This window comes from Pseudomonas sp. OST1909, assembly GCF_015277575.1.
Classification (GTDB): domain Bacteria; phylum Pseudomonadota; class Gammaproteobacteria; order Pseudomonadales; family Pseudomonadaceae; genus Aquipseudomonas; species Aquipseudomonas synxantha_A.
Genome location: NZ_CP063780.1, coordinates 2,782,992 through 2,804,877 on the forward strand (window position 1 = coordinate 2,782,992; position 21,886 = coordinate 2,804,877).

The 21,886-nt window shown below is 62.3% G+C and carries 12 protein-coding genes; 9 read left to right on the forward strand and 3 right to left on the reverse strand.

The window, feature by feature from the left end:
* Nucleotides 1-30: 30 nt before the first annotated feature.
* The 4 genes from IH404_RS12235 (at nt 31) to IH404_RS12250 (ending at nt 2,675) form a co-directional block, all read left to right on the forward strand.
* Nucleotides 31-507 carry a YbjN domain-containing protein gene (locus IH404_RS12235; RefSeq protein WP_005787567.1) on the forward strand — a complete coding sequence of 159 codons (477 nt, stop codon included), beginning with the start codon at nt 31-33 and terminating at the stop codon, nt 505-507.
* An 85-nt stretch (nt 508-592) separates the two neighbouring features.
* Nucleotides 593-1,147, forward strand: a complete 555-nt coding sequence (locus IH404_RS12240) for a histidine phosphatase family protein (protein ID WP_005787569.1) — start codon at nt 593-595, stop codon at nt 1,145-1,147.
* A 45-nt stretch (nt 1,148-1,192) separates the two neighbouring features.
* Entirely contained in the window at nt 1,193-1,948 is a 756-nt protein-coding gene (gene cobF / locus IH404_RS12245) for a precorrin-6A synthase (deacetylating) (RefSeq protein WP_005787570.1), read from the forward strand.
* A 10-nt stretch (nt 1,949-1,958) separates the two neighbouring features.
* The gene (locus IH404_RS12250; RefSeq protein ID WP_194440518.1) at nt 1,959-2,675 is read left to right on the forward strand and encodes an alpha/beta fold hydrolase; all 717 of its coding nucleotides are present in this window, start codon (nt 1,959-1,961) and stop codon (nt 2,673-2,675) included.
* A gap of 28 nt (nt 2,676-2,703) precedes the next feature.
* Here the strand turns inward: IH404_RS12250 and IH404_RS12255 are convergent, their stop codons facing one another.
* Together IH404_RS12255 and IH404_RS12260 are read right to left on the reverse strand one after the other, a co-directional pair.
* Entirely contained in the window at nt 2,704-3,258 is a 555-nt protein-coding gene (locus IH404_RS12255; protein WP_032876365.1) for a hypothetical protein, read from the reverse strand.
* A 72-nt stretch (nt 3,259-3,330) separates the two neighbouring features.
* Nucleotides 3,331-5,139 carry a monovalent cation:proton antiporter-2 (CPA2) family protein gene (locus tag IH404_RS12260; RefSeq protein ID WP_005787577.1) on the reverse strand — a complete coding sequence of 603 codons (1,809 nt, stop codon included), beginning with the start codon at nt 5,137-5,139 and terminating at the stop codon, nt 3,331-3,333.
* A gap of 329 nt (nt 5,140-5,468) precedes the next feature.
* On the opposite strand from IH404_RS12260, the gene IH404_RS12265 reads away from it, so the two are divergent.
* From IH404_RS12265 to IH404_RS12285, 5 genes are all read left to right on the forward strand, one after another.
* Entirely contained in the window at nt 5,469-16,859 is an 11,391-nt protein-coding gene (locus IH404_RS12265; RefSeq protein WP_194440519.1) for an autotransporter-associated beta strand repeat-containing protein, read from the forward strand.
* Nucleotides 16,860-17,059: 200 nt separating this feature from the next.
* Nucleotides 17,060-17,425, forward strand: coding sequence for a type II toxin-antitoxin system RelE/ParE family toxin (locus IH404_RS12270; protein ID WP_005787581.1), 366 nt, complete (start codon nt 17,060-17,062; stop codon nt 17,423-17,425).
* Nucleotides 17,418-17,723, forward strand: coding sequence for an XRE family transcriptional regulator (locus tag IH404_RS12275; RefSeq protein ID WP_005787584.1), 306 nt, complete (start codon nt 17,418-17,420; stop codon nt 17,721-17,723). The genes IH404_RS12270 and IH404_RS12275 overlap by 8 nt, the downstream gene beginning before the upstream one ends.
* Nucleotides 17,724-17,932: 209 nt before the next feature.
* The gene (locus tag IH404_RS12280) at nt 17,933-19,486 is read left to right on the forward strand and encodes a DUF726 domain-containing protein (protein WP_194440520.1); all 1,554 of its coding nucleotides are present in this window, start codon (nt 17,933-17,935) and stop codon (nt 19,484-19,486) included.
* 41 nt (nt 19,487-19,527) lie between these two features.
* A complete protein-coding gene (locus IH404_RS12285; RefSeq protein ID WP_194440521.1) occupies nt 19,528-20,847 on the forward strand; it encodes an Nramp family divalent metal transporter in 1,320 nt (439 codons plus the stop codon).
* On the opposite strand, the gene IH404_RS12290 is transcribed toward IH404_RS12285, so the two are convergent.
* Nucleotides 20,804-21,781 (reverse strand): LysR family transcriptional regulator, encoded by a 978-nt coding sequence (locus IH404_RS12290; RefSeq protein WP_194440522.1) that lies wholly within the window; start codon nt 21,779-21,781, stop codon nt 20,804-20,806. The two genes, IH404_RS12285 and IH404_RS12290, sit on opposite strands and share 44 nt — an antisense overlap.
* Nucleotides 21,782-21,886 lie beyond the last annotated feature (105 nt).

The window sequence follows — 21,886 nt, forward strand, 5'->3', positions numbered from 1 at the left end:
TAATCAATGATCAACAAGGAAGAGACCACTATGAGCGATGTTCAACTGATCACCAGCGTATCCATTCAAAGCCTCACCGAGCTGTTGCAGGAAGCCGGGTATCGGGTCAACCAGTCTGAGCAGAACGGCGTTGTGCAATTGCTCAGCGCCAGTCAGGGCATCGGTTTTGCCGTGCGCTTTGGCAACCCGGCGGCCGAGCAGGGCAGTTATGTGGACTTTACCTACAGCTGCGCCCTGCGGGTGCAGGGTGAATTGCCCGAGGGGCTGGCTCAGGTGTGGAATGCCTCGCGGCGCTTTGCGCGGTTGTCGGTGCAGGGTGAGTTTCTGTTGATGGAGATGGACGTGGTGGTTGCCGGTGTCGGCGCTTCGCATCTGCGTAGCCAGTTGGAACTGTGGGACCGCCTGTTGCAGGAATTTATCGTCTACCTGCGCGAATACAGCCAGCAAGCCGCGCAGTTGCAGGCCCAGGCCGTAGCCGCGCCGCTCAGTGAAAGTGCATCCGCCTGATTAAATGTGGGGGGGCAAGCCCCTCCCACAGGTACATCCTTCACACTGGGGGTGCAGTAACATACCGAAAACAGAGTGAAGTGCGATGCTCGCCACCCGTTTGACCCTGATCTGCCACGCCATCACCCCCCTGCAAAAACATGGGCGTTTTCCCGACGATGAGTCCGTCTCGATGGACTGGCAAAGTGCTGCTTGCTCCCTGGCCGGACGCTACAAAAAACAGCCACGCCTGCTCTGCGGCCCCGAAGCCAGGGCCCGCCAGACAGCCGGCTTGTTCGGCGCCCACGCCGAGGTGGAAATGGCGTTGCGCGATGTTGATCTCGGTTCATGGAAAGGCCAGGACATCAGCCAACTCGATAGCCAGGAATTAAAGGCCTGGAGCGCCGACAGCACCCGCGCACCCCATGGCGGCGAGTCGGTGGATCAGCTCTGTGCGCGTGTGGGCCAATGGCTCGAATCTCTCGAAACCCACCCTGGCCATACAGTCGCCGTGACCCACCCGTTCGTGATTCGCGCCGCGATGCTCTCCGTCATGCAGTTCCCGGTCTCGATGTTCTATCGGATCGACGTCGAGCCCCTGTCGGCCACTGAGTTGCGCTTCAATGGTGTGTGGCGCCTGCGCCTGGAAACTCACGCCTGACGTGCAGATCATGGCAAAATCAACGCCCCGCACTGAGAGCACCCCATGAAACGCATCCTGATCATCGGCATTGGCGCCGGCAACCCTGACTACATCACGATGCAGGCCGTGAAGGCGCTGAACCGTACCGACGTGTTCTTCCTGATGGACAAGGGCCAGAGCAAGGACAAGCTGATCGACCTGCGCCGTGAGATCTGCCAGACCTACATCACCGAGCCCGGCTACCGTTTTGTCGAGGCCGATTGCCCTGAGCGCGTACGCGGTGACATCGACTACACCACCGCCGTGCAGGACCTTAACCGCGATAAGCAGCACACCTTCGAGCGCATGATCAACGAAGAAATGGCCGACGGTGAAGTGGGGGCGTTCCTGGCCTGGGGGGATCCTGCGCTGTACGACAGCACCATTCGTATCTTGCAGGCGATCCTGGCCAGTGGCCGGTGCGTGTTCGAGTTCGAGGTGATCCCCGGCATCACCAGCGTGCAGGCGCTGGCGGCCCAGCATAAGGTGCCGTTGAACCGTATCGGCAAGTCCGTCGAAATCACCACGGGACGTCGCCTGGCGGCGGGGCAGGCCAGTGATGCCGATACCCTGGTGGTGATGCTCGACGCAGAAGATTCCTACCGCAGCGTAGCGGATCAGGACCTGGATATTTACTGGGGCGCCTACCTGGGCACGCCTGACGAAATCCTGATCAGCGGTAAAGTGGCCCACGTGGCGCAAGAGATTGAACGGGTACGCAAGGCGGCGCGCCTGGAAAACGGCTGGATCATGGACACCTATTTGTTGCGCAAACCCTGAGGTAAATCCGATGCTCAAACAGCTTGCCCTCGCATTGGCCCTGGTGGCCGGCGCCGTTCATGCCGATACCGGCTTGCACACCGACTTGCCGTTGTCCTACCTGGAACAAACCCAGAGCGATGCGCGCAACCAGCCGCTGGTGATCTTCCTGCATGGTTTTGGCAGCAACGAGGAAGACCTGTTTGGTATCAAGGACGCGTTGCCATCCACCTGGACCTACCTGTCGGTGCGTGCGCCGCTGCCGGTGGAACTTCGCGGTTATCGTTGGTTTACCAAGACTGATGAGCCTGAGTACAACGGCGAGACCGATGAACTGTTCAGCAGCGCCCGACTGATCAAGGACTTTGTGGTCAAGGCCACGGCCAAGTACCACACCCAAAGCGATCGGGTATTCCTGGTGGGGTTCAGCCAGGGCGCGATCATGTCTTACGAGGTGGCCTTGCGTGAACCCGAGTTGGTACGCGGTATCGCCGCGCTCAGTGGCAGCGTGCTACCGGTACTCAGGTCTGCGCTGAAACCTGATGCGTCCATGGGCAAACTGGCGATTTTTATCGGTCATGGCACTCTGGACCAGGCGCTGCCCTTCAGCTCGGCCACGCAGGCAGATAAGGTGCTGGTGGGGTTGGGGCTCAAGCCGGAGTTTCATGAATACCCGGGGATGAATCACACCATCAGCGAAGCGGAAGTGCAGGACTTGAAAGCCTGGCTAGAGAAAAGCCTGAAGTGAAATGCAGTAAAAAATGTGGGAGGGGCGGTTACTTGCCGCCCGTAATCTGCTTCACCAATGCCGCATGCCCCTTCACATCATCGGCCCGGGAAATCGCCTGGATCACCAGCAGATGGTTGCCGGAACCGCCCAGGAACGTGGAGTTCAAGGTCTTGCCGCCGCCTTGGGTAGCGCTGCTGTCAACCTGGCGTAGGCCGAGACCCTTGTAAGTGAGTTTCTTCTCGCCCAGCTTCTTGAAGTCGGGCAGGGCGGCGCTCTGGTCCTTGACGAAATCGGCCACGGCACCATCGAGGAACTGCGGGTCGTTATCCTTGATGGTTGCCCCATCGTTGCGCACGGTTTCGGCGACGATCACCACACTTTTCGTTGTCGAGTTGGCATACAGCGTGCCCTGGGTATCGGCGGTGCCGTCCTCAGCCTTGCCGGAGGGCAGGGTGTCAGCGCTGTAAGCCTTGGGCAGGTTGAAGGTGAACTTGCCACCCAAGGTGGAGATTTTTTGCGTGGTTGGCTTGGCGGCAGCGAACACGCTGCCGGCGGTAAGCGCGAGGGCCAGCAGCACTGCGGTCTTGGTGAACGTGGCCATGTAGCGCTCCAGGGATGAACGAAATTGCGGCGTATTCTGTCAGAAAATTCGCAATTTCGTTCATTCTCCATGTCACACCTTGTCGGACTCTTCCTCAAGCCTGTCCATTTCAAACAAGCGCGCCAGTTCCGTACGGGCTTCCTGAGCGGTTTGCATGACTTTGGCTGCATCGTCGTACACTGCGTGTTGCGCGGCGAGCACTTGCTGGTCGTGGGTCTTGAAGCGGTTGATGCGCGCGTCGGCCTGAGCCTGGCTCAAACCAAGGCCGACCAGGGTGCGGCGGCTCATTTCCAGGCTGGAGTAGAAGGTTTCGCGCACCGGTGAAGCGTCCAGGTCCACCAAGCGGTGTACGTGCTGGCGGTTACGGGCACGGGCGATGATCTTCATGTGCGGGTAGAGGCTGCGCACCAGAGCGGCGGTCTTGATGTTGATCTCCGGATCGTCCATGGCAATGACGAAGAACTCCGCCTGATCGACCTTGGCCGCGTGGAGAATTTCCGGGCGCTGGGGGTCACCGTAGAACACCGGCATACCGCCAAAACTGCGGGTCAGCTCGATGGTTTCCACCGAGGTGTCGAGGGCGATAAACGAAATGTTCTGCGCCCGCAGGATCCGCGCCACAATCTGACCCATCCGCCCCATGCCGGCAATGACCACGCGGGGCGCGTCGCTTTCGATGGCGCGGTATTCCTCCGGCACTTCCACCGGCTTGACCTTGGGTTTGAACAGCTTCGGACACACCAGCAGCAACAGCGGGGTCAACGCCATGGACAGGGTGATGGTCAGCACCAGCACATCGTAAAGGTGTGGTTCGAACAGGCCTTGGTCGCGGCCGATCTTGAACACCACGAAGGCGAATTCACCCCCGGCTGCCAGCACCACGCCGAGGCGCAAGGCGCTTTCGCGATTGAGATCGCCGACCATGCGGCCAACGGCGTACAGCAGGGGCAGTTTCAACCCGATCAACAGCAGGGTCAGGCCGATCACCACCAGCGGCGTACTGAGCAGCAGGCTGAGGTTGGCGCCCATGCCCACGCTGATAAAGAACAGCCCCAGCAACAGGCCCTTGAAGGGTTCGATCTGGGATTCCAGTTCGTGGCGGTATTCCGAATCTGCCAGCAGCAGGCCGGCGAGGAACGCCCCCAGGGCCATGGACACGCCCACCAGCTCCATCAGCCAGGCGGTGCCGATCACCACCAGCAGCGCGGTGGCGGTGGACACTTCGCGCAGACCGGTCTTGGCGACGATGCGAAACACCGGACGCAACAGGTAGCGCCCGCCGATGATCACCACGGCGATGCTGCCCAGTACCTGTAAGCCATGGCGCAGGCCCTCGGCTTCGGTGGTTGGGTGGCTGCCGCCGGCCAGCAAGGGGACGAGGGCGATCAGCGGGATGGCTGCGATGTCCTGAAACAGCAGGATGGCGAAAGCCAGACGCCCGTGGGGCTGGTTGAGCTCCTTGCGCTCGGCCAGGCTTTGCAGGCCAAACGCGGTGGAGGACAGCGCCAGGCCCAGGCCTAGCACGATGGCACTGTTCCATGGCTGGCCAAACAGCCACAGCGCCACCGCGCCCATGACCAACCCGGTGAGCAGCACCTGTGCCAGGCCGACCCCGAACACGGCCTTGCGCATCACCCACAGGCGTTTGGGCGACAGCTCCAGGCCGATGATGAACAACAGCAGCACCACCCCCAATTCAGAGAACTGCGCCACGCTTTGCGGGTTGCCGATCAGGCCGAGTACCGACGGGCCGATGATCACACCGGCAAACAGATAGCCCAGCACCGCGCCCAATTGCAGGCGCTTGGCCAGGGGCACGGTGAGCACGGCAGCGAGCAGGAACACTACGGCCGCTTGTAACAGGTTGCCTTCATGGGGCATTGCGAACTCCATTGTTTACTTGGATCAACGGCTAACTATTGCTGTGGCGAGGGAGATAGGGCGCTATTAGAACGCTTTTTCACATTTTGAAACTTGTATTTTTGTCGCGACAGTCAATGGATGTTGGTTGTTACCCCATTCGTTCGAGGGTTTTACGAAAGTATTAATACCATTTAATTCAATGACTTTTCCGTGGCTCTACTAACGTTTCGACAAACTGGATTGTTAGTCAACACGGTCAGGTATTTCGAATTCGATGCGTGTGGAAGGTTAAACCCGGGCTTTATACGCATTCATGGACGAAACGCTTGCACCACAAGGAGTAGAACGTGGATAGAAGACTTGCGACTGCCGCTGTACCTCGTATTTCTGCGCTTTCTCTTGCTATCCGCCTGGGCGTGGCCGGTTTGGTCATGGGCCTGGCAAGCCCGGATGTGTTCGCCGCCTGTACGCCGGCAAGTCCTGCAGCCGGCGCGACGGTGACCTGTACGGGCGTACCGTCATTGCCATTGTTCCTCAACACCTTCAGCAGCGCGGTCAACGACCTGACGGTCAACGTCAGCGCCGGAGCGCAACTCAATGCGACGCTGGGCGGCAAAGCGTTGACCCTGACCGGTAACAACGCCACGTTGAATAACTCCGGCACTATTGACCCGGCACTCCTGGGATTGGTTTCAGTGCTGAGCGGTGGCGTAGTGATCGGCAACACGGCAGCCAGCGCATTGAACATTACCAACACCGCCAGCGGCATCATGCGCGGTACCGGTGCGCTGCTCGGGCTCAACCTGGCCTCGCTCGATGGCATGGCCCTGAACGCCACCAACGGTGCAGGCGGCATCACCACCATCGTCAACAACGGCACCATCGGCTCTTCGTCCTTGCTCGGCTTGTCACTGTTCACATCCGACACCCCAGTGGTGGCGGTGCAAGGCGGCGGGCAAGTCAACATGACCAACAACGGCACCCTGACCGGGCGCGTGGCGTTCGAAAGCTCTGCCACCGGTAACACCTTTCTCAACACCGGGACCATCTCCGGCGGTGTGTCGATGGGGGCCGGCAGCACCAACACCTTCACCGCTGTCACCGGTTCGAGCGTAACGAACGGCGGCGGCATCGGCGCGAGCCTGGGCGGACTGCTCGGTGTGAACCTGACATTCGCGCCCACCGGCCAAGTGGACGGTGGCGCGCTGGGCAGCAACACCTTGATCCTGCAGAACACCACGGGTGTCGGCGGCGGTATCACGGGGACTGGCACAGCGTCGAGCGCCAACTATGTCAACTTCAACAACCTGACCATCAACAGCGGCACCTGGACCCTGCAAGGGCCTTTGGTCAGCGGCAGCACGACCCTCAATGGCGGCATTTCGCAGTTCAATAACAACACCACCTTCGGCACCGGTGTGTTGACCGCCAACGGCGGGACCATTGAGGCCACCGGCAATGGCTTGACCCTGTCCAATTTGCTGACCCTGGGCACTGGCGGTTTGACGGTGCAGGGTGCCTCGACCGGGCTGACCCTCAGCGGTGTGCTCTCGGGCGCGGGCGGCTTGACCAAGGCCGGTACCGGGCAACTGATCCTCAGCGGAGCCAATACTTACACCGGTGCGACGAACCTGGCCGGCGGTTCGGTGCAACTGGGCAATAACCTGGCCTTGAGCAGCAGCGCAGTGACGGTCAGTGCAGCCACCACCTTGCAGGCCCCCGGTACTGTGAGCCTGGGTAATGCGCTGACCCTGAACGGCAACCTGACCACCGACGTCGCCGGCGCGCTGACCTTGGGCGGTGCGATTTCCGGCACCAGTGGGATCACCCACAGCGGTGCGGGCAGCTTGACCCTCAATGGCGTCAACAGTGGCTACAGCGGCACCACCAGCCTGGGCGCCGGCACACTGGTGCTGGGCAATAACACCGCATTAGGCAGCGGTGGCTTGAGTGTGACGGGTGCTGCGAACCTTGATGCTGGCGGTGCGTCGTTACTCACCAACAACGTGGCGCTGGGCGCCAACCTGACGCTGACCGGCACCAACCCGCTGACGCTGGGCGGGGTGATGTCCGGCGCCGGCAGCTTGATCAAAACCGGTGCGGGCCTGTTGACCTTGACCGGCAACAACACCCGCACCGGGATTACTGCGCTGAATGCCGGTGGGCTGGTGGTGGGTTCCGCTACCGCGTTGGGCTCCGGAGCATTAAATGCGGCGGCGGGCACGACCCTGGACGCCAGCACGGCCGTCACCTTGACCAACGCGGTCAACCTGGCGGGCAACCTGGGCATCGGCGGCACCGCCGATCTGACCCTGAGCGGTGGCATCAATGGTGCCGGTAGCCTGACCAAAACCGGCGCGGCCAACCTGATTCTCAGTGGCGCCAATGGCTTCCTGGGTGGCACCACCTTGAATGCGGGCACATTGACCGTCGGCAGCAACTCGGCGCTAGGCCTTGGCGACCTGACTGTCGGCGGCGCGGCGACTCTGGACAGCAGCGCCCCGGTTGCGCTGAGCAATGGCATTGTCCTCAATGCCGGGCTGACCGTTGGCGGCACCAATGCGCTGACCCTGGGCAATACAATCAGCGGCGCGGGCCTGCTGATCAAGGACGGCCTGGCCAATCTGACCCTCAACGGCACCAACACCTTCAGCGGCGGCGCCACCCTCAATGCCGGTACCTTGACCCTGGGCACAGCGGGCGCGCTGGGCAGTGGCGCCTTGACGGTCGGCGGCGCAGCCACCCTGGATAACAGCGCGGCCTTCGGGATCGGCAACAACATTGCACTGAATGCCGACTTGAGCCTCGCGGGCAATAACGACCTGGCCCTGAACGGCGTGATCAGCGGCGCGGGTGCGCTGATCAAAAATGGCCTGGCCGATCTGGCCCTGTCGGGCAGCAACACCTTCACTGGCGCCGTGGATATCCTGTCTGGCAGCGTCACGCTGTTGAGCGCCGATGCCCTGGCGGGCAGTTCCGGCGCCAACGTGGCAGCCGGTGCGGCGCTGAACCTGAATGTCGATTCCAGCCTGGCCGGCCTCAGCGGCACGGGCGACGTGGCGGTGGGCGGTGGTTTCAATCTCACCGTAGGCGGCCTGAGCACCAGCAGTACCTTTGACGGTAGCCTCAGTGGCGCGGGTGGCTTGATCAAGGTCGGCACCGGCACGCTGGACCTCACCGGGATCAACGGCATCAGTGGTAACACGGCGATCAACGCAGGCACCTTGAACCTCACCGGTTCCCTGGGCAGTGCGGTGGTTGACGTGAATAGCGGCGGCACGCTGACCGGCAGCGGTTCGCTGTTGGGTGCGGTGAATATCAACAACGGCGGGCACTTGGCCCTGGGTAGCGGGGCGACCTTATCCGCCGGCAGCTTGAACATGAGCGCCGGCGGCAATCTGGATGTGGCCCTCGGTGCACCTTCGCTGACTTCGTTGCTGAATGTCGGTGGCAATGTGAACCTGGCCGGTAACCTGAACGTCAGCGATGCCGGTGGTTTCGGTGCCGGTGTGTATCGGTTGATCAACTATACCGGCAGCCTGGCCGGCGCATTGAACGTCAACAGCGTGCCGTTGGGCTATGGCCTGGGTGACCTGTTGGTACAAACCTCGGTGGGCAGCCAGGTCAATCTGGTGGTGTCGGCACCGAACATCCGTTTCTGGGACGGCAGCAACACCGTGCCCAACGGCAGTGTTGACGGTGGCAGCGGCACCTGGACGGCGGGCGGCACCAACTGGACCTCGGCCGACGGCATTCTCAACCAGACCTGGGGCGGCGGTTTTGCGGTGTTCCAGGGCGCGGCGGGTACCGTCAGCGTGGAAGGTGCGCAGACCCTTACTGGCATGCAATTCGTCACCGATGGCTACAATCTGGTCAATGGCACCGGGGGGCAATTGAGCACCGGCAGTGGCAACTTCGCGGTGCGTGTCGACCCGCTGGCAACCGCGACCATTGGCGTCGATATCACCGGGGCAGGTGCCCTGAATAAACTCGATACCGGCACACTGGTACTCGGTGGCGCCAACAGCTACACCGGTGGCACCTTGCTCGATGGCGGTACGTTGGTGGTCGGCAGCAACACCGCGCTGGGCACTGGCGCCCTGACCGCTGCGGCGGGCACCACGCTGGACAGCAATACCGCGGCAGCGCTTGGCAATGACGTCACCCTCAACGGCGACCTGAACCTGGCGGGCAGCAACGCGTTGGCGCTCAACGGCGTGATTGGCGGCACGGGCGGCTTGATCAAAAATGGCGCGGCCACTGTGACCCTGGGTGGCAGCAATATCTTCCTTGGCCCGGTGGCCTTGAATGCGGGTGGTCTGGTGCTGGCGGCCAATAGCGCGTTGGGCGTTGGCGTGCTCAATGCGGCAGGCGGTACAACCCTGGATGCAAGCACTGCGCTGAGCGTCAACAATGCAATCAACCTGGCGGGCAATCTAGGCATCGGCGGCACCGCCGACCTGGCCCTGACGGGGGCGATCAATGGCGCCGGCAGCCTGACTAAAGACGGCGCTGCCAACCTCACCCTGACAGGTGCCAATGCCTTTCTCGGTGGCACCACACTGAACGCTGGTACGCTGACCCTGGGTAATGCGGCGGCGCTGGGGTTGGGCAATCTCACCGTCGGTGGCGCCGCAACCCTGGATAACAATGCAGCCTTGACCATCGGTAACAATGCCGTCTTGAACGCGGCGCTGACCGTGGCCGGCAGCAATGACTTGACCCTGGGTGGCCTGCTCAGTGGCACTGGCGAGCTGGTCAAGAACGGCGCCGCCGACCTGACGCTCAATGGCGTCAATACCTATCAAGGCGGTACCACCCTCAATGCGGGCACCTTGACCCTCGGTACGGCAGCGGCGCTGGGTACCGGCGCTTTGACGGTCGGCGGTGCGGCCACCTTGGCCAACAGCACACCGCTGGTGCTGGCCAACGCGGTCAACCTCAATGCAGGCCTGACAGTGGGTGGTCTCAATAACAACCTGACCCTCGCGGGTGTGCTGGCAGGCAGTGGTGACCTGATCAAAACCGGCACGGCTGATTTGAGCCTGACCGGCAACAACACCTTCAACGGCTTGTTCGATGTGCAATCGGGCAGCCTTACCACAGTGGGCAATGGGGCATTGGGTGTCGGTGCCGGCGTCAATCTGGCGGTCGGTACCTCCTTGAACCTGGGCGGTACCGCCAGCCTGGGCGCGCTCACCGGCACAGGGCTGGCGACAGTCGGGGCGGGCAGCACGTTGAGCGTTGGCGGTAATAACCTCGACAGCACGTTCGACGGCGTATTGGCCGGGCTCGGCAACTTTGCCAAGGACGGCACGGGCGCCCTGACCCTCGGTGGCCTCAGCGCGCTGACCGGCGATACGCTGGTCAATGGCGGCAGCCTACTCGTCAACGGCTCATTGGCCAGCGCCAATGTGAGCGTGGGCAGCGGCGCAACCCTGGGCGGTGTCGGTACCTTGCTGGGCAATGTGGTCATCGCCGATGGCGGCCACCTGGCGGTCAACTCGGGCGCTACCCTGACCACCGGCTCGTTGTTGCTCAATGCCAACTCCAACCTGGATGCCGGCCTTGGCGCGCCATCCACCGGCGGTACGGCGCTGGTACAGGTCAACGGCAACCTGACCCTGGACGGTACGCTCAACGTGAGTGATATCGGCGGCTTCGGCACCGGTATCTATCGCCTGATCGACTACACCGGCGGCCTGACCAACAACGGCCTGCAACTGGGCAGCCTGCCGGTGAATATCCCGGCCGCTGACCTGGACCTGCAAACAGCCATCGGCAACCAGGTCAACCTGCTGGTCAACGGCAGTACCAACGTGCAGTTCTGGGACGGCAGTCAAGTCACCGGCAACGGTGCCATCGAAGGCGGCAGCGGTACCTGGAGCGCTGGCACCGGCAACTGGACCGGCGTCAACGGTGCATTCAATACAACCTGGGCGCCGAACAGCTTTGCGGTATTCCAGGGCACAGCGGGCACCGTCACCGTTGACGGCGCGCAAGCTATCACAGGGTTGCAGTTCGTCACCGATGGCTACAACCTGGCGGGTGGCACGGCGGGGGCCTTGACCCTGTTCAATGGCACCGGCGGCAACACCGCCGTGCGGGTCGACCCTGGCGTCACCGCGACCCTGGGCGTCACGCTCAATGGCGGCGGTACCCTGGCCAAGCTGGACACCGGCACCCTGGTACTCAACGGGGCCAACAGCTACACCGGTGGCACCGCGCTCAATGGCGGCACGCTGGTGGTCGGCAATGACAGTGCCCTGGGCAGTGGCGTGTTGACCACCGCCAATGGCACCACTTTGGACAGCAACGCTGCGGTCAACCTGGCCAACAATGTGAACGTCAACGGTACGTTGACTGTTGGCGGCAGCAACGCCTTGACCCTGGCCGGCACCGTGGCAGGCACCGGCAGCCTGATCAAAAATGGCATCGCCAACCTGACCCTCAGTGGTAACAACACTTACGCCGGGCCAACCGCACTCAACGTCGGCGCCTTGATCCTGGGCTCCAATAGCGCACTGGGCAGTGGCGCGTTGAACGCGGCAGCCGGTACCAGCCTCGACAGCAGCACCGCGGTGGCTTTGGCCAATACCCTGAACCTGGCCGGTAATCTGGACATTCTGGGGACTGCCGACCTGAGCTTGAACGGTGTGGTCAGTGGTGCCGGCGGCCTGACCAAAACCGGTGCGGGCAACCTGACCCTTAATGGCGCCAATGCCTACCTCGGTGGCACCCAACTGAACGCGGGGTCGTTGACCCTGGGCAACGCATCGGCCCTGGGGAGCGGTGCTCTGGCAGTCAATGGCGTCGCGACTCTGGATACCAGCGCTGCACTGGCCCTGGCCAATAACACCAGCCTGAATGCTGCGCTGACAGTCGGCGGCAGCAATGATCTGAGCCTTGATGGCGTAGTCGATGGCAGCGGTTCCCTGACCAAGGCCGGCGGCGCCAACCTGACGCTCAACGGCGCCAACACCTACAGCGGTGGCACAACCCTCAATGCCGGTACGTTGACCTTGGGCAACGCCACAGCTCTGGGGTCGGGCGCCTTGACCGTCGGCGGTGCGGTGACCCTGGCCAACAGCACGCCGCTGGTGCTGGCCAACGCGGTCAATCTGAATGGCGACCTGACCGTCGCAGGCAGCAATAACCTGACCCTGGCCGGGGTACTGGCCGGCAATGCGGCGCTGATCAAAAATGGCGCGGCGGACCTGTTGCTCACTGGCAATAACAGTTTCAGCGGCCCGCTGACTGTGGCCGGCGGCAGCGTGACTACGTTGGGTAACGGCGCACTGGGCAGCACTTCCGGCGTTACTGTCGGCAGCGGCGCCAGCCTCAACCTGGGCGGCAATGCCAGCCTCAACACGCTGGCCGGCAACGGCGCGGTGCAGGTGGCGGGCGGTAGCACGCTGGCGGTGGGCGGCAGCAACCTGGACAACACCTTTGGCGGTTCGCTGGGCGGTACCGGCGGCCTGGATAAAAACGGCAGCGGTGTGCTCAACCTGAGCGGCACCAATGGCATCAGCGGCGCAGCCAACGTCAATGGCGGCACCTTGAATGTCACAGGCTCGCTGGCCAGTGCCACGGTGACGGTCAACAACGGCGCGACCCTGACCGGCAGCGGTGCTCTTGGTGGTGCCGTGACTGTCGCCGACGGCGGCCATATCGGCCTGAACACCGGCAGCACGCTGTCGGTGGGCTCGCTGGTGCTGGGCGGCAACTCCAATCTGGATGTCGGTCTAGGCACCCCAGTTGTGGGCGGCGGCACCGGGCTGCTGAATGTCGGCGGCGACCTGACCCTGGACGGCAACCTCAACGTCACCGATATCGGCGGCTTTGGCAGCGGCGTCTATAACCTCATCAACTACGGCGGGGCGCTTACCGACAACGGGTTGACCCTCGGCATACTGCCGGGCAGCGTGGTGCCGGGCGATCTGCAAGTGCAGACCGCCATCAGCAACAAGGTCAACCTGCTGGTGACTGCACCTAACACTACTGTGCAGTTCTGGGATGGCAATAACCTGATCGGCAACGCTGCCATCGACGGTGGTAACGGTACCTGGAGCGCCGGTAATACCAACTGGACCAATGTCGACGGCACGCTCAATCAAGGCTGGACCAATAGTTTCGCAGTGTTCCAGGGTGCAGCCGGCAATGTGACGGTGGACGGCACGCAAAACATCACCGGCATGCAGTTTGTCACCGATGGCTACAACCTGGCCTCCGGCACGGCGGGTGTGCTTAACCTGGTCAATGGCGGCACCGGCAACACCGCGGTGCGGGTCGATCCGAACGTGACCGCCACCCTGGGCGTCACGCTCAATGGTGCCGGTACCCTGGCCAAGCTCGACAGCGGCACCCTGGTGCTCAACGGCGCCAATGGCTACACCGGCGGCACTGCGCTCAATGGCGGCACCCTGGTGGTCGGCAACAACAGTGCCCTGGGCACCGGCGTACTGACTGCCGCGGCGGGCACCACCCTGGACAGCAACGCGGCAGTGAGCCTGGCCAATGCAGCGGTACTCAACGGCGCCCTGGCGATTGGCGGCAGCAACGCGCTGACCCTCAATGGTGACATCAGCGGCAGCGGCAGCCTGGTGAAAAACGGCGCTGCAACCTTGACCCTCAACGGCACCAACAGCTACAGCGGCGTCACCGGCCTCAACGCCGGTCAACTGGTGCTGGGCAATAACGCCGCACTGGGCAGCGGTGCCCTGACTGTCGGCGGCGCTGCGCAACTGGATGGTGGCACTGACCTGCAACTGGCCAATGCCGTCAACCTGGGCGGCCCGCTGACCCTGGCCGGCAGCCATGACCTGGCCCTCAACGGCGTCGTCAGCGGCACCGGCAGCCTGGTGAAAAACGGCAGCGGCGCCTTGCTGCTGGCGGGTGCCAACACCTACAGTGGCGGCACCACGCTCAACGGTGGCACCACCACCGGTAACACCAACAGCCTGCAAGGCGCCATCGCCAACAATGCGGCATTGACCTTTGAGCAAGCCACCGACGGCACCTACACCGGCAACCTCACCGGCACGGGCGTACTGAACAAAACCGGCACCGGCGCGTTGCTGCTGACCGGTAACAACACCTTTACCGGCACTACCAACGTCAACACCGGCAGCCTGTTGGTCAACGGCACCTTGAACAGCGCTGCGGTTCAAGTTGCCGGCGGCGCGACCCTGGGTGGCAGCGGCACCTTGGGCGGTGCGGTGAGCATGGCGGACGGTTCGATGCTCAAGGCGGGCTCGGCGTCCCCACTGTCGGTGGGCTCGCTGGCCTTGTCGTCGGGTACCACGCTGGACTTTGCCCTCGGCGCACCGGGTGCTTCGAGCACTGCGGTGAATGTCGCTGGCAACCTGACCCTGGACGGTACGCTCAACGTCAGCGATGCGGGCGGCTTCGGTCTGGGCGTGTATCAACTGTTCCGCTATGGCGGCAGCTTGGTCGATAACGGCCTTACCTTTGGCACCTTGCCCGTCGCCTTGGGCAACGTGAGCCTGCAAACCGCGCTGGCCAACCAGCTCAACCTGGTGGTGCAAAACGCGCCAGGGCAGATCCAGTTCTGGAACGGCGGCACCACCAACCCCGACGGCACCATCACCGGTGGCAGTGGCACCTGGGGCCCGGGCACCAACTGGACCGACCCTACCGGTACCCAAGGGCAGGCGTCCACCAACCAGTTCGCGGTATTTGGCGGGCAGGGCGGCACCGTGACGGTTGTCGGTAACCAAGGCTTTACCGGCCTGCAATTCCTTGACGCCGGTTACACCCTGACGGCCGGCGCTGGGGGCAGCTTGAGCCCGACCAATGCGGCGGATGGCAGCCTGGCTGCGGTGCGGGTCAACTCCGGCGTGACTGCCCAGATCGATGCACCGCTGGTGGGAACCGGTGGGATCAACAAGTTGGATTCCGGCACGTTGCTGCTGACCGGCGCCAATACCTACACCGGCGGCACTACGGTCAGTGGCGGTACGCTGGTGGGCAATACCACCAGCCTGCAAGGCAGCATCCTCGACAACGCCAGTCTGGTATTTGCCCAAAGCAGTAATGGCCAATTCAACGGCACCTTGAGCGGCACCGGTGCGGTGGTCAAGCAAGGCACCGGTGCGCTGTTGCTGACCGGCAACCAGCCGTTCAGCGGGACCGTAGCGGTGCAAGAGGGCGTGCTGCAGGTGGGTAATGCGGCCAACCCAGGCGCGGTGCTCGGTGGCCAGGTCACCGTGGCCAACGGTGCGGGCCTGACCGGCAACGGCAGTGTCGGTTCGCTGGTCAACAACGGCTCAGTGACGCCTGACGGCGGCAAGTTGACCGTGGCCGGCAACTTCACCAACGCCAGCACGGGCGCGCTGAATCTGGTGATTACCCCATCCACCACCGGCTCCCTGGCCGTGGGCGGCACTGCCAACCTGGGCGGCACCTTGAATGTGATCAACCTGGCACCGTATGCCGGCGCGACCACCTACACCCTGCTGACCGCGGGCGCGGTCAACGGCACCTTTGCCACCACCAACCTGGAGAACCTGGCGTTCCTGACTACTGCGTTGAACTACAGCCCAACCCAGGTGGCACTGGCGGTCAGCCGCAACAACGTCAGCTATGCCAGTGTGGCGGCTACCGCTAACCAGCGCGGCGTGGCGGCGGCCCTGGGCAGCGGCGCAGCCGTCGGTGGCGTGGCGGTACAGAACGCGTTGCTCAACGCTGATGTGGCCGGGGCGCGTGCAGCCTTCGACAGCTTGTCTGGCGAGATTCATGCCAGCACCGCCAGCGCGATGCTCGAAGATTCCCGTTACGTACGTGACGCGGTCAACGAGCGTATGCGCCAACCTGGTTGCTACCGCGAGGACGACCCACGCAATGCCCTGGCGCCGAGCGAAAACCACCTGAGCAGCGCCGGTTGCCACGGCGAGATGGTCGGTTGGATGCGCGTACTCGGCACCTGGGGCCATATGGGCGGTGACAGCAACACCGCCAAGCTGGATCGCAATCTCAGCGGCTTCCTGCTCGGCACCGACAAGCAAGTGGACGACGCCTGGCGCGTCGGTGTGGCCGCCGGCTACACACGCAGTGATCTGGATGCCAAGCGCCGTAATTCCAGTGCCGATGTGGACAGCTACCACTTGATGGCTTACACCGCCTACCAGCAGGAAGCCTTCGCCGCACGCATGGGCGTGGCGTACAGCTGGCATGACATCGAAAGCAAACGCAACGTGGCGGTCGGCGGTGAGGGCCAACGCCTGAAAGCCGACTACAAGGCACGCAGTGCCCAGGTGTTCGGTGAGGTCGGCTACACCATCCAAACCGCCAGCGTTGCCCTGGAACCGTTCGCTGGCCTGGCCTACGTCAACTACGACAGCGATACGATCAAGGAGAAAGGCGGTTCGGCAGCCCTGCGTGGCGATGCCGACCAGAATATTACCTACTCGACCTTGGGCGTACGCATCGGCCAGACCTTTACCTTGGGCAACGGCTCGAAAATCACCCCACGGGGCAGCATCGGCTGGCGCCATGCCTTCGGCGATACCAAGCCTGACGCCGACCTGAGCTTCATCAATGGCGGTGGCTCGTTCAGCACCCAGGGCGTGCCGATTGCCAAGGACAGCGCGGTGGTGGAAGCGGGCCTGGACTACCAGATCAGCCAGAACGGCAAGCTGGGCCTGGGTTACTCGGGTCAACTCTCGCGCAACGACAAGGACCATGCAGTGACGGTGAGTTTCTCCCTCGGTTTTTGATCAAGGCCGAGTTTTTTCAACCGCCCGAAAGGGCGGTTTTTTTTTGAAGTAATACTGGTTCCTGAATGCACAGAGTTTATTGCTCACCCGCCAGGCTGAAGAATGTACACACAATTTCTTCCGGAGCGCGGCTGGCTGGCTAACCAACGTCGACCTAAAGTTATGCCCTTGAGTTTATATTCCTTGGGTGGCATATTTGCATGGTCTGGGACATTGAATACACGGATGAATTCGGAGACTGGTGGGGTGGCTTGGATGCAAAGGAGCAGTCTTCGGTAGCTGCCAGTGTTGATTTGCTGGAGCTGTTCGGGCCGGGGCTGCGCTTTCCTCATAGCAGCGATATCAAGGGCGCTCGACACGGCAACCTGCGAGAGCTGCGGGTACAGCATGCAGGACGACCTTATAGAGTGTTGTATGCCTTCGATTTTCGGCGCAGTGCAGTGTTGCTGATAGGTGGCGATAAAACCGCACAGCACCGTTGGTACCACGAGTACGTACCCTTGGCTGAAAAGCTGTACGACGTACATTTAGACATATTGCGTAAAGAGGGCCGTGACCATGGCTAAGAAATTCGCGGAACTGAAAGCTCGCATGACGCCCGAGTCGCGCGCCGATGCCGAACGGATATTCGAGCAACATTTGAAAGAAATGCCACTGCATGAGCTGCGCAAGGCTCAGCAGTTGAGTCAGGCAAGCCTGGCGAAGGCATTGAATATCAACCAGGCAGCGGTTTCGAAGATGGAGCGTCGAACTGATATGTACATCAGTACGTTGCGTGACTACATACGTGCGATGGGGGGCGAGTTGGAAATCATCGCAACCTTTCCGGATGGCCAGGTCAAGATTGACAACTTTGCCTGTTGAAGCCGCTGTGTTCTTCGCCAGAGTGGAACTGCTGCGGGAGCAAGCTCCCTCGCCACACAGGTGAAGTGTTGGCTCTGGCTGAACCGTGGTGTGCTCGACTCGGGCTATTCCCGTTGTTCCGAACGTGGCTAACGCCCGTCAGGATTCACCTTCCTTGCGGGCACTGTTTGTTACTATCGCCATCCCTTGCCACCAGGAGTCACCGGCCCATGCAACACCAGTGGGATGAAATGCACCGCACCCGCAAGCCCACATTCGTTCTATGTGGCGAGCCCCAGGGGGATGTGCTCAATCTCTATGTTCACGGTTATTCGGCCTTCTTCAACCGCCAGCAACTGGGCAATTTCAAGGCACAACTGGCGGGTATCGAAGGCTCGACCAACCTGATGCTGTTCTGGCCGGCGGGGCACTTTCTGGAAAACCTGTTTGCGCCGTTCAAGGATGTGATCGCTTCGATGCTCGGCGGTGGTGGCCTGGGCGCAGCGACGGTGGGCGTCGGTAGGGCGATTGCCTATTTTCTTGACCATTACAAAAGTGTCGAGGCGCGGGTCGATGAAGTGGCCAGGACCTTGTTGCCTGAACTGGCCGGCTACCTGCACGACGAGTCGCTGCCGGTGCGGCGCATCAACCTGATCGGTCATTCCCTGGGCGCACGTATTCTGGTCAAGAGTCTGTTGGCCAGCCCCGATATCGCCCGCGAGCTGCCGTTGAATAACCTGTTGCTGATGGGCGGGGCGATCTGTACGTCAAGCCCCTGGGATGACGTGTCGGCGCCGCTCAAGGGGCGGCTGATCAACTGCCATTCCAGCAAGGACTGGGCGCTGGCCTTGAAACCGGATAGCGAGCGCTGCATCGGCCGTTATGCGATTGACGTCACGCCTGCACTCAAGACCAAGGTCACCAATGTGCATCTGGCCAGCTTCGATCATGCCGCTTATTGGCCGCAATTGAAGACGGTGGTGCAGTACACCGACTTGCTGCAGGAGCGCCGTGGCCTGATCCGCGCGGACCTGCGCAGCAGCGAAGTGCGCTTTGCCGAAGAAGATGCCGAACTGTTCCCGGTGCTGGTGCAGGCGCGGCCCGAAGAGCTGAAGTTTTTAGCCGAGCTGATGGCGCAAAAGCGCAGTGCCTCGATCGACGCCAGTGTGCGTGAACCGCTGAAACTGGCCATCGAGTTGCAGCGCATGGGCGGTGATAGCTTCATGAACCTGGCCCGTGGTCACGGGGTGAGCTATCGCCAGATTGCCGAGGAGGTGGCGCAACGCCTGGGCATCAAGTTCGACGAGCCGCTTGAAAGCGTGGCGCTGGCGGATATCGAAGCGCAGGCCGCTGAAAAACTGATCGAGCAGTACAAGGACAAACTCAGCCGCGCCGACCGTCAGGCGTTCGACGCCGAACTCAAGGCCGCCGCGCAAAAAGAGCAGGGGGTGTTCACCCGCTTCGACGTGGGCCGTTCAGCCGCCACGGCCTTGAGCGGTACCGCGCTGGCCGGGCTGACCGGGTTTATCCTGCGTCGGGGTGCAGCCACGGCGATTCCGGTGGTGGGCCAGGCGCTGGCTGCGGCGATGTTGCTGGTCAGCGGCGTGCGAGCGTTTTCCGGCCCGGCGTATTCGATCACCACCTTGGCGGTATTGGTGGTTGGTGTGATTCGTCAGCGCATGGAGCGCGAGGCGCTGAACCAGGAGCTGGACCTGGTGGTGCAAGTGGTAGAGGCCTTTGATTTGCCGCGAGATACGGTGATGCGCACAGTCGCGTCCGACTGATAAGCTGCTGCCCAAGCCTAGTGTATTGTCTGGAATTGCGCGTGAAATTCAACCTGCCGAAAATCGCTACCGCCCCCTTCTGCCCGCCGGAAGTGGCCGGCTCTGTTGCCGTTGACCCCAAGGCGTCGTTTTTCAAGCGCATGTTGATGTTCGCCGGCCCCGGCTTGTTGATCTCCATTGGCTACATGGACCCGGGCAATTGGGCGACCGCCATTGAAGCCGGTTCACGCTACGGCTACAGCCTGCTATTTGTGGTGCTGCTGGCCAGCCTTGCGGGGATGGCGGTGCAGTGCCTGTGCTCACGGCTGGGCATCGCCACTGGCAAGGACCTGGCGCAGCTGTGCCGCGAGCGTTACAGCAAGCGCTCCTCACGTACCCAGTGGCTGTTGGCGGAAATCTCCATCATCGCCACCGATCTTGCCGAAGTGCTCGGTTGCGCCCTGGCGTTTCACCTGCTGCTTGGCGTGTCGCTGACCACCGGCATTGTCATCACCGCCTTCGACACGCTGTTGATCCTGGCCCTGCAAAACCGCGGCTTCCGCCGCCTTGAAGCGATCATGCTGGCGCTGGTGGCGACCATCGGCGTGTGCTTCTTTATCGAACTGGTGATGATCAAACCCTACTGGCCCGACGTGCTCAGCGGTTTCACGCCTTCACTGTCGGCGATCAGCGACGCGGCGCCGTTGTACCTGGCAATCGGCATCCTTGGCGCCACGGTCATGCCCCATAACCTCTACCTGCACACCTCCATCGTGCAGACGCGCCTGATCGGCAAGGACCTGGCGAGCAAGCAGGACGCGGTCAAGCTGGCGCGTATCGACACCATCGGTTCCCTGGCCCTGGCCCTGTTGGTCAACGCAGCGATCTTGGTGCTGGCCGCTGCGGCGTTCTACAAGACGGGCCATACCGATGTGGTGGAAATCCAGGACGCCTATCACCTGCTTGACCCACTGGTAGGCGGCGCCTTCGCCAGCATCCTGTTCGGTATCGCGTTGCTGGCATCGGGGCAGAGTTCGACCTTTACCGGCACCATTGCCGGGCAAGTGATCATGGAGGGCTACCTGAACCTGCGCATACCCTGCTGGCAACGCCGCCTGATCACTCGCGGACTGGCGTTGATCCCGGCGTTCCTTGGGGTATGGCTGATGGGCGACGATGCCATCGGCAAGCTGCTGATTCTCAGCCAGGTGGTACTCAGCCTGCAGTTGCCGTTCGCGCTGTATCCACTGATTCGCATGACCGGAGACAAGCAGTTGATGGGGCCTTTCGTCAATCGACTGCCCACGCGGCTGTTGGCGTGGTTCCTGTTCGCGGTGATCAGTGGGGCGAATGCGTGGTTGATTGGGCAGTGGTTGTTTTGATCTGCCGATCCCAATACGGCACCGTCCCAAAACACTCCACGAAATAGTCGATCACCGTACGCACTTTCAACGACAATCTGCGGCTGCCCGGCCACAGTGCGGCTATCTGCTGGGGCTCCAGGGTGGTCGCCACTTCATAGTCGGTCAGCACGGCCTGCAAACTGCCGGCGCGCAGGCTTTCGCCAATCAGCCAGGACGGAAACACCACCAGGCCCAGGCCCTGTTCGGCGGCGTGGGTCAGGGTGTCGGCGTGGTTGCCGGTGATCGGGCCCTTGACGCTGTAGGAGGTCCAGTCACTTTGGCCGCGCCGGAAGAACCAGCGTTGCTGGCCCGTGATGCCTTTGTAGGCCAGGCAGTGGTGGCCGACCAGTTCGTCGGGGTGGCGCGGCATGCCGTGTTGCGCCAGGTAGGCGGGGCTGGCGGCGATGCGAAAGCGCTGGGGCGCGAAGATGCGTGCCTGCATACCCGAATCATTGAGCACGCCAATGCGAAACAGCAGGTCGGTGCCGTCTTGCAGTGGGTCGACGAAGGTGTCGGTTTGCTGGATATCCAGTTGCAGCTTCGGGTAGCGCCGGCACAGTTCCCCCAACCACGGTGAAAGGTGGCGCTGGCCGAATACCATCGGCGCATTGATACGCACCAGCCCGCTGGGCTCACTGTCCTGTTCCTGCAGGGCTTGGTTCGCCGTTTCCAACTGCTCCAGTACCAGCCGCGCGTGACGCCCCAGCAGGCGCCCGGCTTCGGTGGGGCTTACGGCGCGGGTGTGGCGGTACAGCAATTGCTGGCCGAGGGCCTGTTCCATCAGTTGAATCTGCCGCGAAATGGAGGAGGGCGCCAGGCTTTCTCGGCGGGCCACTTCGGAAAAACTGCCATGGTCCAGCACGGCGACGAACAGGCGCAGCGCCTTGAAACTCAGCTCATTCAAACCCTGCATCATCTCTCCTGGCTGTGCGTATTGCGCAAAGGTGTTGTTTGTATGCTCCCATTTATCGCACAGGACGGCCACCGGATAATGCGCGCCATGTTTTCTTTGTCGATG